This window comes from Cobetia sp. 4B, assembly GCF_018831605.1.
Taxonomy (GTDB): domain Bacteria; phylum Pseudomonadota; class Gammaproteobacteria; order Pseudomonadales; family Halomonadaceae; genus Cobetia; species Cobetia amphilecti.
Genome location: NZ_CP059843.1, coordinates 4,198,638 through 4,212,787, shown reverse-complemented (window position 1 = coordinate 4,212,787; position 14,150 = coordinate 4,198,638). Strand labels below are relative to the sequence as shown.

Sequence of the window (14,150 nt, the reverse complement as noted above, 5' to 3'; positions counted from 1 at the left end):
GTGCGCTGAGACTCAGCGCACGGAGTCGAGCAGGTAATCCACCGCGGCCTTCACTTCCTCATCGGAAAGCGCCGGGTTGCCGCCCTTGGCCGGCATGGCATTGAAGCCTTCGATGGCGTGGGTGTAGAGCGTCTCGTCGCCCTTGGAGAGGCGGCCTTCCCAGTCGCCGGCCTCGCCCAGGCGCGGGGCACCGGCGGCGCCAGTGGTGTGACAGGCCATGCAGATGCCACCGTAGACCTTCTCGCCGTCTATCGCGCTGGCGGCACTGGCTTGCCCGCCAGCGCCGCTGTCCGCCGGCTGAGAACTCGCTGCCGAGCCATCACCGGCGCAGGCATCGCCCTTCACGCATAGCTCGCCCACCGGCTTGAGTCGCTCGGCAATCGCCTCGCGGGAGTTGTCTGCGGCCTGTGTGGACGCGCTGACAAGCACGCTGAACAGCATCGCGCTCAACGAGAGTGACAGGGAAGAGCGCTTGAGGAGAAAAGCAGCTGGCCGGCGAGCTTGCATGGCGTGCACCTTTTGGGGCTGTGTATCGAGCCAGTATAGCGCTCGCCGGAGGCGCAGCAACCGCGTGGCTGGCGGGATATCTCGACATCGTAGAATCAAGACGTTACCATAAGCGCGCCTCGGTTCACTGCAACCTTGGCATGCGCGCCCATAGCTCAGCTGGATAGAGTACTGCCCTCCGAAGGCAGGGGTCGCAGGTTCAAATCCTGCTGGGCGCGCCAACGAATTCCCGTCACCGGCGCCATTGCCGGTCGACACCCGAAAAGCCCTCGTACCTCACGGTGCGGGGGCTTTTTGCATTGCGGCGCGCACCAGCGGCGCAAGCGACTTTCTTTGACGTCATCAAACGAGTGTTCTAAAACGGGATGAGCCACGCTGGCGATTCTCCGCGCGCCGGTCGCTACCGACTGGTACGCCATACTCGTGGCTGTCTGCCTTCGCTGCTGGCTTCGCCGGCCCTCACTGGATGTTCTCATGACGACTGCCGCCCCTGTTGATCCTGCTTCGCCTGAATCTGTTGTCTCGTCTGCTGGCTCGTCTAATGAGAGCAGCGAGACTGCCACTCGGGAGATCACGCGCATGCAGGCGCTGCTGGAAGACCAGCGCGCCGCCTATGGCCTGTCGCCGATGCCCAGCGCCAATGAGCGCCAGGCCTGGCTGACCTCGCTGCGTGATGCGCTCAAGTCACACGAAGAGGCCCTGATCGCGGCGATCAGCGCTGATTTCGGCCACCGCAGCGCCCATGAGACGCGTCTGGCCGAACTGGTACCGAGCTACGAAGGCATTCGTCATGCACGCCGTCACCTGAAGGGCTGGATGAAGCCCTCCAAGCGCCATGTCAGCGCCGCCTTCCAACCGGCCTCTGCGCGCGTCGTCTATCAGCCGCTGGGTGTGGTCGGCATCATCGTGCCCTGGAACTATCCCCTCTATCTGGCGATCGGCCCCTTGATCAGCGCCCTGAGTGCCGGCAATCGGGTGATGATCAAGATGAGCGAGTTCACCCCCGAGACCGCTGAGGCGCTGCGCATGATGCTGCTCGATGCCTTCGATGAGGTGCAGGTGGCCGTGGTGATCGGTGAGGCCGATGTGGCGGCGGCCTTCTCGGCCTTGCCCTTCGACCACCTGCTGTTCACCGGCAGCACGGCGGTCGGCAAGCATGTGATGCGCGCCGCGGCGGACAACCTGACCCCCGTGACGCTGGAGCTGGGCGGCAAGTCGCCGGTGATCATGTCGCGTGAACTGATGGCGGATGAGGCGCAGCGTCGTGAAGCGGCCGGGCGGCTGGCCTTCGGCAAGGGCATGAACGCCGGCCAGACCTGCGTCGCGCCGGATTATGTGCTGTGCAGTGAGGACCAGGTCCCGCTGCTGGTCACGGCGCTGGGTGAGGCCTTCCAGCGCTTCTATCCGCGCTTCTGCGAGACGCAGGACTATTCGCGCATCATCAATCAGCGTCAGTACCAGCGCTTGCGAGAGGTGCTCGAGGACGCCTTGGCGAAGGGTGCGACACTCAGGCCTCTGGTCGACAGTCCCGACTGGAATGACCCGCAGCTGGTCGAGAAGCGTCTGATGCCGCCGCTGGCGTTGCTCGAGGTGACGGATGAGATGCGCGTGATGCAGGAGGAAATCTTCGGCCCGCTGCTGCCGATCGTCGGCCTGTCGGACCCGGGGGCAGTGGATGAGGCGGAGGGCGAGATGAGTGTGAGGGACACGTTGCTGGAGGCACCGGCGGATACGCTATCCGTCGCGATGGCCTATGTGAACGCCCGGCCCCGGCCGCTGGCGCTGTATTACTTCGGCCACGACAAGCACGAACAGCAGCGGGTCACCGAGGGCACGCATGCGGGCGGAATGTGTCTGAACGACACCCTGCTGCATGTGGCGCAGGATGACATGCCGTTCGGCGGTATCGGGCCGTCGGGGATGGGCCATTATCATGGCAAGGAAGGCTTCCAGACGCTCAGCAAGGCCAAGGGAATCTTCGCCAAGGGGCGCATGAATGGCGCGCGACTGATGTATCCGCCCTATGCCGATGGGCCGACAGCGCGCGCCATCCATGGTCTTATCCGCCGGCTGCTGATGCGCTAGGTGATATCAGCGGTGCAGGTCGCCGGCACTTTCCGGCTGGTAATGCAGCGCCTCGATACGCACCTCGTGCAGGCTGCCATCCGGCAGCCGCCACTCGATGAGGCTGCCGACCTTGAGGCCGAGCAGGGCAGCCCCCAGTGGCGCCAGCACCGACAGGCCATCCTGCTGGCCGGGCAGCGTATGCGGATAGACCAGCGTGCGCACCAGAGTCTGCTGGCGAGTCAGGTCCGTGAACTCCACGCGGCTGTTCATGCTGACGATATCGGCGGGCACCTCGTGAGGCTCGACGACCTCGCCGCGCTCCAGCTCATCCTCAAGCTGTTCTGCCACCTGACGGTCGGCGGCGGCAACGCGATCAATCAGGCGCTCGAGGCGTTCGGCGTCCAGACGATTGATGATGATCGAGGGAAGTGTGGCCATGAGACCTCCTGTCAGTCGTGGTGTCAGCCCCTTGCGAGCAAGGCCTTGCGGGACACCAAAAAAACAGCCCTCCGCCGGGAAGGGCGAAGGACTGTGTGCAGAAGTCATCATATAAACTTCGCTCGGCGATGGATAGCCCATTCAGGCAACTGAGGTCAGCGCGAGGGCAGACCCGCTCACTCCCGCGTCAGGCGCTGGAGCTGACGAACAGCCAGTCAGTGATCTCGTCGCGATTGAGCACGACCAGCTGCTGGGCGCGCGGAGACTCTTCCAGATGGTCCGGATTGATGCCCAGCTCGCGCAGGACGTATTGCACCAGAGCGCCGCGTGTCGGCAGGTGCAGCTCGCCATCCACCATGCCGTGGTCCTGCTCTATCAGGCCGCACTCGGCGGGCGTCAGGCGCGGATCGGCGCCCAGCTTCAAGGTGACTCGCGTCTCCCAGCCTTCATCGCACTCGCGCTGGCTGCCCTCGAGGGCTTCACCGAACAGCTCCGGCACCGCGCGGAATCGAGACAGCACGAAGTCACGAAAAGCCCGGTTCTTCTCGCAGAAGGCGCGCACGTGCCAGCGGCCAGCGGCGTAGACCAGCGTATGCGGACACAGGATGCGCTCCTCCCCCTGGGGAGAGTTGAGAGAGGCATAGGTCACCTCGAGACGCGCGCCCTGACTGGCGGCTTCGATCAAGGCCCTGACCACCGGCGGACTGGCGCTGCGTGACGGCAGGCGCAGGGCCTCGGTGTTTGCCTGGCCTAGCCCCAACCCGGTGAAATGCGGATTCAGATTGTCGTGATTGCCCAGCAATTGCAGGTATTCATCGACCTCACCCCGCGTCAGCATGGGGCAGAAATTTGCCGACGGACGGTAGCCCTTGATGACGGGGTCATACTCGAGATTGTTCTCGGCGACCGTCTCGCGGTAGGTCTTCATGACGCGCGAGGCTTGCTGTCTGGCGATACCGAAGGCGTTGCCCAGATGACGCGAAGTGACTCGCCCCTCCCACAAGGCGATGATCTCGATCAGGCGGTAACGCGCCAGCGTGTCCCATGGCAGGACTTCGAGGCGTTGCTTGATGCTCATTGCTGAATCCTTTCATACGGGTCTTCTGGAGCGTATTCGTGACGCATTGCACACACCTGGCTTGGCAATGGCGACACATGGCGAGTGCTCACGAGGATCGGTAAGAGGACCCTGCTCCGGGTGGCGTGTGGCGAACAAGTCTTCGTTAACTGCAGGATATGCATAAAGAAAGCTCCGGCAGAAGATACCTGCTCCGTTGCGTTGACCCTAGTGACTGCGCATCGACGTCTCGTTTTTGCGTCGTTCAAACGCGACGCATCATTAGAATTCGACGATTTATCCTCGCTCGGTGACGTGTGATTGCGCGCTATCAACAGATCAAGACATTACGTTGCGCAGGGGCGTTGGCCGTGTGTGGCATGCTCTGAATGAAGACGCTATATGCGCAACACGAATATGCCTCATATAACCCTCATTTAAGTGTTAGAGATGCCTCAGGCCAAGGTATCGCGCAAAGTTCCCTTATTCTGCGAGCCCTAATAGCGACGCACTTCCTGCAATGACATTCATAAGTATTAGAGAGATGGTCATGCTGTCCTTTGCGGCAACAGCGAAAAGTGCTCAAACGCAAAAGACCCGCCGAGTTGGCGGGTCTTTTGCGTTTGAGCACGATGCCCCCTGCCATCAGGCAGGGGGCAGGCTGGGCCAGCTTACTTGCTGGCGCGCTTGCGCTCGTTCTCTTTCAGGTACTTCTTGCGGATACGGATGTGCAGCGGAGTGACTTCCACCAGCTCATCGGAATCCAGGAACTCGATCGCCTGTTCTAGGGTGAAGCGAATCGGCGGCGTCAGCACGATGTTTTCATCGTTGCCGGTAGAACGCATGTTATCGAGCTTCTTGGCCTTGGTCGGGTTCACGACCAGGTCATTGGCACGGTTGTGGATACCGACCAGCATGCCTTCATAGACTTCGGTACCGTGACCGATGATCAGCTTGCCACGTTCCTGCAGGGTGTACAGGGCGTAGGACAGTGCCTTGCCCGGCACCATGGAGATCATGACACCGTTGCGACGCTCGACGCCTGCGCCTTCCTTCAGATCACCGTAGTGATCGAAGCGGCTGGTCAGGATGCCGGTACCGGAGGTCAGGGTCAGGAACTGACCACGGAAGCCGATCAGACCGCGAGACGGGATGATGAAGTCCAGACGCACACGACCCTTGCCATCCGGGTTCATGTTGGTCAGCTCGCCCTTGCGGTAGCCCAGCTCTTCCATGATGGAGCCCTGGTGCTGCTCTTCACAGTCGATGATGACTTCTTCGTACGGCTCCTGCTTCTTGCCGTCGATTTCCTTGATGATGACTTCCGGACGGCCCACGGCCAGTTCGAAGCCTTCACGACGCATGGATTCGATCAGAACGGAGAGGTGAAGCTCACCACGACCGGAGACGACGAACTTCTCCGGAGTCTCGCCCTGTTCGACGCGCAGTGCGACGTTGTGGATCAGTTCCTGGTCCAGACGCTCACGGATGTTGCGGCTGGTGACGAACTTGCCGTCCTGACCGGCGAACGGAGAGTCATTGACCTGGAAGGTCATGGAGACGGTCGGCTCATCGACGGTCAGCGGCGGCAGCGCCTCGACAGTGGCGGTGTCGCAGATGGTGTCGGAGATCGCGAGGTTCTCGATACCGGTGATGCAGACGATGTCGCCGGCAGTCGCCTTGTCGGTCTGCACGCGGTCCAGACCCATGTGAGTCATGACCTGGCCGATCTTGCCCTTACGGACAGCGCCTTCCTTGGTGATGATGGAAACCTGCTGACCCGGGCTGACGGCGCCGCGCTTGATGCGACCCAGACCGATGACGCCGACGTAGCTGTTGTAGTCCAGTGCGGAGATCTGCATCTGGAACGGACCGTCCAGCTCGACCTTCGGCGGCTCGACGATGTCGACGATGGACTGGAACATCGGGTCCATGGTGTCTTTCAGGTCTTCCGGATCCATACCGGCAATGCCGTTGAGGGCAGAGCAGTAGATGATCGGGAAGTCGAGCTGCTCGTCAGTCGCGCCCAGGTTGTCGAACAGATCGAAGATCTGGTCAACGACCCAGTCAGGACGAGAGCCCGGACGGTCGATCTTGTTGACGACGACGATCGGCTTCAGGCCCTGGGCGAATGCCTTCTGGGTCACGAAGCGAGTCTGCGGCATCGGGCCATCGACGGCATCGACCAGCAGCAGCACGGAATCGACCATGGACATCACGCGCTCGACTTCGCCACCGAAGTCAGCGTGCCCAGGGGTATCCACGATGTTGATGTGGTAGTCGTTCCACTGGATCGCGGTGTTCTTCGCGAGAATGGTGATGCCGCGCTCTTTTTCCTGGTCGTTGGAATCCATGATGCGTTCCTGACCCTCGGCCTTGCGGTCCAGGGTGCCAGACTGACTCAGGAGCTTGTCGACCAGGGTAGTTTTACCGTGGTCAACGTGGGCGATGATGGCTATGTTGCGAAGTTTCTCGATCACGACGGGAACCTGTGCGGAAAATGGGCGCTCGCGTACCGGGCGCTTGTGATTTGGGGCGCATTATAGGGGGCATGGCATGCCTCCTGCCAGCATCGTGCATTCACGAGGCGAGTCAGCGAGTGCCTTCAGTTGGCCTGAAGTGCCCAAATGGTTGTCTCTCAAGTCTTTTCCGCGCCCTTGTCGCGGATGAAAAAAACTTGTGAGTCGAGGCAAACATGAGGATGAAAGAAAGAAATGACCGCAATGTGATGCTGACGTGATCATCGGGTGTGAGCGGAGAAATCCCCGGGATTCAGTGTTTTGCACCAATGTGGAGCAATGGCGTTTTTTGGTGCACTCAAATGATGAATCTGCACTGCGCGGCAAGAATTTTTGCACCTTGTCGGCCCATCTTTGGTCGGGTTTTCGTGCTGCATGCATGAAGATGGTGATGTTTTTTTTCAGCATATTCATGAGCTTACTGAAATTAGCGCTGCGGCGTGCGCCATTCTGGCACGCTCGCTGCATTGTTAGAGCATCCTGTCTGATGGCTGGCATAACGACGCCGACCATGAGAGAAAAGGCTTACAAAATAGAGCAATAACCCCAGACAACGCTGACACCAACTGTAACCAGAGCCGCCGGCTCCATCGGAGAATTACCATGGCTGAGAAGACACTTGCCCTGATTGAAGAACACGAAGTCAAGTGGGTTGATCTGCGCTTCACCGACACCAAGGGCAAGGAGCAGCACGTCTCCATCCCGGCGCGTACAGTGGATGAGGAATTCTTCGAGAACGGCCAGATGTTCGATGGTTCCTCCATTGAAGGTTGGAAGGGCATCAACGAATCCGACATGATCCTGATGCCGGACGACGGCACTGCCTTCCTCGACCCGTTCACCGAAGACACCACCCTGGTGCTGCGCTGCGACGTCATCGAGCCGGCCACCATGCAGGGCTATGAGCGCGATCCGCGTTCCGTCGCCAAGCGTGCCGAGGAATTCCTGAAGTCCACTGGTCTGGGCGACACCGCCTTCTTCGGTCCGGAGCCGGAATTCTTCATCTTCGACGAAGTGCACTGGAAGAACGAGATGAACGGTTCCATGTTCAAGATCTCTTCCGAAGAAGGTGCCTGGGCGACCGATTCCACGCCGGAAGGCGGCAACCTGGGTCACCGTCCGCGTCTGAAGGGCGGCTACTTCCCGGTCCCGCCGATCGACAGCTTCCACGATATCCGTGCTGCCATGTGCAACACTCTGGAAGCCATCGGTCAGGAAGTCGAAGTTCACCACCACGAAGTGGCGAACGCCGGCCAGAACGAGATCGGCGTCAAGTTCAACACCCTGGTCAAGAAGGCCGATGAGGTTCAGGAACTCAAGTACGTGATCCACAACGTGGCTCACGCCTACGGCAAGTCCGCGACCTTCATGCCCAAGCCGCTGGTCGGTGACAACGGTTCCGGCATGCACGTTCACCAGTCCTTCTGGAAGGATGGCGACAACCAGTTCGCCGGTGACGAGTACGCGGGTCTGTCCGAAATGGCCCTCTACTACATTGGCGGCATCATCAAGCACGCTCGTGCCCTGAACGCCTTCACCAATGCGTCCACCAACTCCTACAAGCGTCTGGTGCCGGGCTTCGAAGCGCCGGTCATGCTGGCTTACTCTGCCCGCAACCGTTCCGCTTCCATCCGTATCCCGTACACCGCCAGCCCGAAAGGCAAGCGTGTCGAGGCGCGTTTCCCGGATCCGACGGCCAACCCGTACCTGGCGTTCTCCGCGATGCTGATGGCCGGTATCGACGGTATCAAGAACAAGATCCACCCGGGCGACGCGATGGACAAGAACCTCTACGACCTGCCGGCCGAAGAAGCCAAGTCCATCCCGACCGTGGCCGAGAGCCTCGAACAGGCCCTGACCGCGCTGGACGGCGATCGTGAGTTCCTGACCCAGGGCGGCGTCTTCACCGACGACATGATCGATGCCTACCTCGAGCTGAAGGGCGAAGACGTCCAGCGCCTGCGCATGGCGACTCACCCGCTCGAATTCGACATGTATTACAGCGTCTAAGTACTGCAGCGCCTAAGTACAGCAGCGTCCAAGCGCTGCAGAGGTTGAGGCAGCCATTCGCTAGCCACGCCATCTGACGGAGTGCCTTCCCGGTGAAGGCAAGCCTCGGAAGATGACGACAGCAGGGCCACACCGACAGGTGTGGCCCTGTTTTTCGTTGTGGCCCTGTTTTTCATTATGGCCCTGTTTCGTTCTATCTCTTTGCTCTGATCCTTTGCTCTGCCCCTGATCCTTTTCCCTGAGATCGGCCATGCTGCTGACAGATATGCAGGGCGCGGTGGTAGCCTTGCGTGACAGTCAATGCACACAGGCGTCTTGTCGAAGGCCCCAAATGCTGGCATCAACGCGGTAAGCTTTGTAACTTGTTAGCCTTGTCATCAGGCTGCAGGATCGCCTGTCGATAGACCCAACCCGCTGGAGCTGCCTGCGGCTTCTGGCCTCCCATGACTCTCTTCAGGAATCTTCGGATGTGGCCCTTCGTATCCTCCCTGCGCGTCGCGAACCCCGCGACTGACTCGCGTGCACTGCCAGCAGCGCGCCCCGAGCCACTGCAGTGCCTGCTGCTGGCAGCGACGCTGATGCTGTCGAGCCTGTCGTTCGATCTTCAGGCGGCCCAGGTCTATCGTCACGTCGATGCCAACGGCAACGTGGTCTTCAGTGATCAGCCTGCGGGCGGCAGCAAGGTGCAGCTGACGCCGCTCAGCGTGGTGCCGTCGACGGAATCCCTGCCGCCGCGACGCAGCACGCCGTCGCGCGTGAGTTCTTCCTCATCCAGCGAGAGCACCCGCACCCGGGCGCCTGCGGTGGATGTGGCCTTCCGTGGCTATACCACCTTCACCATCCAGAGCCCGTCCAACGAGGAGACGCTGCAGACCGGGCAGGCGGGCAATCTGGCGGTGCGCCTGGGGATCGAGCCCAAGCTGCGCCCGGAAGACAAGGTGCGCGTGACCGTGGACGGTGCGCCGTCTCAATCCGCCATGCACAGCACCGTCTTCATGGTGCCGGCGCTGGAGCGTGGCAAGCATGTCATCCAGGCGGAGCTGCTGGATTCCACCGGCCGCGTGCGCCAGACCAGTGAGCCGAAGGTGGTCTATGTGCAGCGCGCCAGCGTCAATCTGCCTCGCAACCCCAACAACCCTGCCAATGCTGGTGGTGGCTAGCAGCGTCTGGGCGGCCTTTTTCTTCGCGCGTTTCTCCTTCGCTGACAGGCCGCCTTCGGGCGGCTTTTTCGTGTCTGGGCCAGTCGATGTCGGGCCGCCTGGCGGCGAAGTGAGGCAACGCGGGTTCGAGCGCGATTTTTCGCCTGCACCATTTTGGTGCCAAGATGAGGGGCCAGAAATGGTTGCACAGCATCGGACGCCGTGTTCTCGGTGCCTGCACCAGACTGGCGCGGTTATTGCAGAACAGGGAGACGTACTGCAGATGGCGAACAAACCCATGCATCAACGACTGCTCGAACACCTGAACACTGCCGTGGTGGTGCTGGACTCACAGCTGCAGATGGTCTGGATGAATCCCGCCGCGGAGACGCTGCTGGCGGTGAGTCTGGCGCGTGTGAAGGGCAGTACGCCCGACAACATGACCGGGCTGGATGACACCCTGATCAATGTGCTGCGCAAGGCGCTGGAGGAACAGCACCCCTACACCCAGCGTGAGGCCGAGATCATCAACGCGGCCAATGAAGCGCTGACGGTGGATTTCACCGCGACGCCCATCAGCGCCAATGAACTGCTGGTCGAGATAGAACCGCGTGACCGCCTGATGCAGATCTCGCGCGAAGAAGCGCTGATCGCCCGCCAGGAGGCGGTCAAGGTGCTGACGCGTGGTCTCGCGCATGAGGTCAAGAATCCGCTCGGCGGCATTCGTGGCGCCGCCCAGCTGCTCGAACGTGATCTGCCCGAACCGCAGATGGTGGAGTTCACGCGCATCATCATCGAGGAGGTGGACCGCCTGCGTGATCTGGTCGATCGCATGCTCGGGCCGAACCGGCCGCCGCTGCAGGCGCCGGTCAATGTGCATGCGGTGACCGAGCGGGTGCGGGCCTTGCTGCAGGCGGAAGGCAGCGCCATCACCTTGAGCGCCGACTACGACCCGAGCCTGCCGGAGGTGATCGGCGACGAAGGCCAGCTGATCCAGGCGGTGCTCAACATCGCGCGCAATGCCACCCAGGCCCTCAATGAGCAGCCACAGCCCGATTCACCGCAGCCTGACGCCGCTCCCTACGAGATCACGCTGCGGACCCGCGCTCGTCGTCAGTTCACGCTGGGCCATGAGCGCCACCGGCTGGTCTGCGAGCTGGCGATCATCGACAACGGCCCCGGCATTCCGGAGAGCCTGCGCGAGACGCTGTTCTACCCGATGGTCTCGGGGCGCGCCGAAGGCTCAGGGCTCGGGCTGTCGATCGCCCAGGGCATCCTGCACCAGCATCAGGGGCTGATCGAGTGTGACTCGCGCCCCGGCCATACCGAATTCCGATTACTCATTCCGCTAGCCGGCACTTCTGGAGATCACACATGAGCGAGACTGCCCGCGTCTGTATCGTCGATGACGACCGTGCCATTCGCTGGGTGCTGGAGCGCGCTCTGGCACAACCCGACCTCGAGGTGGAAACCTTCGAGCGTGCCGATCAGGCCGAAGCCAGCATCATGCGCCAGTGCCCGGATGTCCTGATCACCGATATCCGCATGCCCGGAACCGATGGGCTCGACCTGATGGCGCGCGTGCGCGAGAAGTACCCGGACCTGCCCGTCATCGTGATGACGGCGCATTCCGACCTCGACAGCGCCGTGGCCTCTTATCAGGGCGGCGCCTTCGAATACCTGCCCAAGCCGTTCGATGTCGATGAAGCGCTGGCGCTGGTACGGCGCGCCGTGGCACATGCCCGTGAATCCAAGGCGCCCGCCGCCGTGCCGGAAGGGCTGACCAAGGAAATCATCGGCGAAGCGCCGGCGATGCAGGAAGTCTTTCGCGCCATCGGCCGCCTGTCTCAGTCGCATATCACCGTCTTGATCAACGGCGAGTCCGGTACCGGCAAGGAGCGCGTGGCCCAGGCGCTGCATCAGCACTCGCCGCGCGCCGCCAAGCCGTTCATCGCGCTCAACATGGCCGCGATTCCCAAGGACCTGATGGAATCGGAGCTGTTCGGCCACGAGAAGGGCGCCTTCACCGGCGCCACGGCGCTGCGCCGCGGGCGCTTCGAGCAGGCCGATGGCGGCACGCTGTTCCTCGATGAGATCGGTGACATGCCCGCCGAGACCCAGACCCGCCTGCTGCGCGTGCTGGCCGATGGCGAGTTCTATCGTGTCGGTGGCATCACGCCGGTCAAGGTCGACGTGCGCATCATCGCCGCGACGCACCAGCACCTGGAAAAGCTGGTCGAGGATGGGCGTTTCCGTGAGGATCTCTTCCACCGCCTCAACGTGATTCGCGTGCATCTGCCGCGCCTGTCGGAGCGCCGCGAAGACATTCCACGCCTGATGAGCCACTTCCTGGGCGAGGCCGCGCGTGAGCTGTCGACCGAACCCAAGGTGCTGACGGAGGCCGCGGAGAAACACCTGACGCGCTTCGACTGGCCGGGCAACGTGCGCCAGCTCGAGAACACCTGTCGCTGGCTGACGGTGATGGCCTCGGGGCGTGAAGTGATGATCGAGGACCTGCCGCCGGAGCTGCGCGATGCCAGCGGCACCGAGGCGGCCTCCGGCGATTGGCGTGGTGCCTTCCGCGAATGGGCGGACCGCGCACTCGCCGCCGGCCACACCCATCTGCTGGAAGAGGCGGTGCCCGACTTCGAGCGCATCCTGATCGAGACGGCTCTCAAGCATACCGGTGGCCGCAAGGGCGAAGCCGCCGAGCTGCTGGGCTGGGGCCGCAACACCCTGACCCGCAAGCTCAAGGTGCTGCTGCCGGCGCTGGCCGAGGACTGAGGACAGCCTGAGCGGGTTTGAGGAAGGCCTGAGCGGGCTGGAGACAAGGAGAACAGGGTGCCACAATCCCTGTTCTCTTTTTTTATGCGCGTCATTCACCTGTTATCTGCTCGCCGGCGCCAGTGCTCGGCGCCTGCCAAGGAGTTGCCTGATGTCATCGATGAGCTGGGAGCGACTGCTGGAACCGAGTCGCCTGCATGACGCACCGGGCACCGTATCGCGTGAGATGGGGCGGACTCCCTTCCACAAGGACCACGACCGCATCGTGTTCGCGGGCTCCTTCCGTCGCCTGGGGCGCAAGACCCAGGTCCACCCGCTGACCGACAACGACCACATCCACACGCGGCTGACTCACTCGCTGGAGGTCGGCTGTGTCGGTCGCTCGCTGGGCATGATGGTCGGCGAGAAGCTCAAGGAGCAGTTGCCCGACTGGATCACGCCGTCGGATCTCGGCGTCATCGTCCAGACCGGCTGCCTGGGGCATGACATCGGCAACCCGCCCTTCGGGCATGCGGGGGAGTACGCCATCCGTGACTGGTTCGCCGCCGAGGCCGCCAGTGATCACGGTCGGCTGGCCGGGCTGAGCGATGCCGAGCGCGAGGACCTGCTCACCTACGAAGGCAATGCCCAGGGCTTTCGCATCGTCACCCAGATCGAATACAACCAGTTCCATGGCGGCATGCGCCTGACAGCAGCGACGCTGGGCACGCTGCTCAAGTACCCGTGGACGGTGGAGCACGCCACGGCCGGCGGCAAGTTCGGCTGCTATCAGAGCGAGCGCGTGCTGCTGGATCAGGTCGCCGAGCGCTGCGGGCTGCTGGCACGGGCCGATGGCCGCTGGTGCCGTCACCCGCTGGCGTGGTTGGTCGAGGCCGCCGATGACATCTGCTATGCGCTGTTGGACCTGGAAGATGGCCTCGAGATGGGCATCCTGCAGTTCGAGGAAGTGTTCGAGATTCTCACCGGCATCAGCGGTGGCGAGCCGCGCGAATATCAGGAGATGGTCGCCCGCGGCACCTCCCAGCGGCGCAAGGTGGCGGCGTTGAGAGGCGCGGCGATGGAGCGTGCCGTCAATGATGTCGCCGAGGCTTTCGTGCAGCGCGAGACGGAACTGCTGGCCGGCACGCTCAGTGAAGACCTGCTCGACCTTTGCCACCCCGACCTCGGCTGGGGCGTGCGGGAAGCCAAGAATCTGGCGCGCCAGAAGATCTTCCGCAACGAGCGCAAGGCCAAGCTGGAGATCGGCGCCTACACCACGCTGGGTATCCTGCTCGAGGCCTTCATCGGCGCTGCGCATGAGCTGCATACCAAGGGACGCTCCAGCTTCAAGCATCAACGTGTGCTGGCATTGATCGGCGAGAACACGCCGACCAAGGACTGGGATCTCTACCGCAGCTATCGGCGCATGCTCGACTTCATCGGCGGCATGACGGACCACTTCGCGGTAGATCTCGCCCAGGAGATGGGCGGGCGCCTGCGCGGCGACTGAGCCCGAGGCGCCATCAGCCCGATCATCTCAAGCCTGATTACTTCCACCAGGGAACGGCAACGGTGCCGTTCCCTGGTGGATGCCTGCTCTCCGGTCTGACATCTGCTGCCTTTGCTGCGTCTTCCCTGCGTCTTACCCCT

The 14,150-nt window shown here is 62.4% G+C and carries 10 protein-coding genes and 1 tRNA gene; 7 read left to right on the top strand and 4 right to left on the bottom strand.

Going from position 1 to position 14,150, the window contains the following annotated elements; translation table 11 throughout:
- Nucleotides 1–12 precede the first annotated feature (12 nt).
- Entirely contained in the window at nucleotides 13–507 is a 495-nt protein-coding gene (locus tag H2O77_RS17325) for a c-type cytochrome (RefSeq protein WP_215823619.1), read from the bottom strand.
- Nucleotides 508–651: 144 nt separating this feature from the next.
- Between H2O77_RS17325 and H2O77_RS17320 the strand changes: the two genes are divergently transcribed.
- Nucleotides 652–728 (top strand) — tRNA-Arg (locus H2O77_RS17320).
- A 358-nt stretch (nucleotides 729–1,086) separates the two neighbouring features.
- On the top strand, nucleotides 1,087–2,592 hold the full coding sequence (locus H2O77_RS17315) for a coniferyl aldehyde dehydrogenase (protein WP_240548653.1): 1,506 nt from the start codon (nucleotides 1,087–1,089) through the stop codon (nucleotides 2,590–2,592).
- A 6-nt stretch (nucleotides 2,593–2,598) separates the two neighbouring features.
- Here the strand turns inward: H2O77_RS17315 and rnk are convergent, their stop codons facing one another.
- From rnk to typA, 3 genes are all read right to left on the bottom strand, one after another.
- Nucleotides 2,599–3,012, bottom strand: coding sequence for a nucleoside diphosphate kinase regulator (gene rnk / locus H2O77_RS17310; protein WP_215823617.1), 414 nt, complete (start codon nucleotides 3,010–3,012; stop codon nucleotides 2,599–2,601).
- A 187-nt stretch (nucleotides 3,013–3,199) separates the two neighbouring features.
- A complete protein-coding gene (locus tag H2O77_RS17305; protein WP_215823616.1) occupies nucleotides 3,200–4,090 on the bottom strand; it encodes a WYL domain-containing protein in 891 nt (296 codons plus the stop codon).
- A gap of 650 nt (nucleotides 4,091–4,740) precedes the next feature.
- Nucleotides 4,741–6,549 (bottom strand): translational GTPase TypA, encoded by a 1,809-nt coding sequence (typA, locus tag H2O77_RS17300; RefSeq protein WP_043335760.1) that lies wholly within the window; start codon nucleotides 6,547–6,549, stop codon nucleotides 4,741–4,743.
- Nucleotides 6,550–7,191: 642 nt separating this feature from the next.
- On the opposite strand from typA, the gene glnA reads away from it, so the two are divergent.
- The 5 genes from glnA to H2O77_RS17275 all read left to right on the top strand — a co-directional run bounded on the left by glnA (nucleotide 7,192) and on the right by H2O77_RS17275 (nucleotide 14,010).
- Entirely contained in the window at nucleotides 7,192–8,598 is a 1,407-nt protein-coding gene (glnA, locus tag H2O77_RS17295) for a glutamate--ammonia ligase (protein ID WP_043335758.1), read from the top strand.
- Nucleotides 8,599–9,065: 467 nt separating this feature from the next.
- Nucleotides 9,066–9,758, top strand: a complete 693-nt coding sequence (locus H2O77_RS17290) for a DUF4124 domain-containing protein (protein WP_054556333.1) — start codon at nucleotides 9,066–9,068, stop codon at nucleotides 9,756–9,758.
- A gap of 262 nt (nucleotides 9,759–10,020) precedes the next feature.
- On the top strand, nucleotides 10,021–11,115 hold the full coding sequence (glnL, locus tag H2O77_RS17285) for a nitrogen regulation protein NR(II) (RefSeq protein WP_276315211.1): 1,095 nt from the start codon (nucleotides 10,021–10,023) through the stop codon (nucleotides 11,113–11,115).
- Nucleotides 11,112–12,521: a nitrogen regulation protein NR(I) gene (gene ntrC, locus H2O77_RS17280; RefSeq protein WP_043335756.1), complete on the top strand. Its 1,410-nt coding sequence runs from the start codon at nucleotides 11,112–11,114 to the stop codon at nucleotides 12,519–12,521. The genes glnL and ntrC overlap by 4 nt, the downstream gene beginning before the upstream one ends.
- Nucleotides 12,522–12,672: 151 nt before the next feature.
- Entirely contained in the window at nucleotides 12,673–14,010 is a 1,338-nt protein-coding gene (locus H2O77_RS17275) for a deoxyguanosinetriphosphate triphosphohydrolase (RefSeq protein WP_043335753.1), read from the top strand.
- Nucleotides 14,011–14,150: the final 140 nt, after the last annotated feature.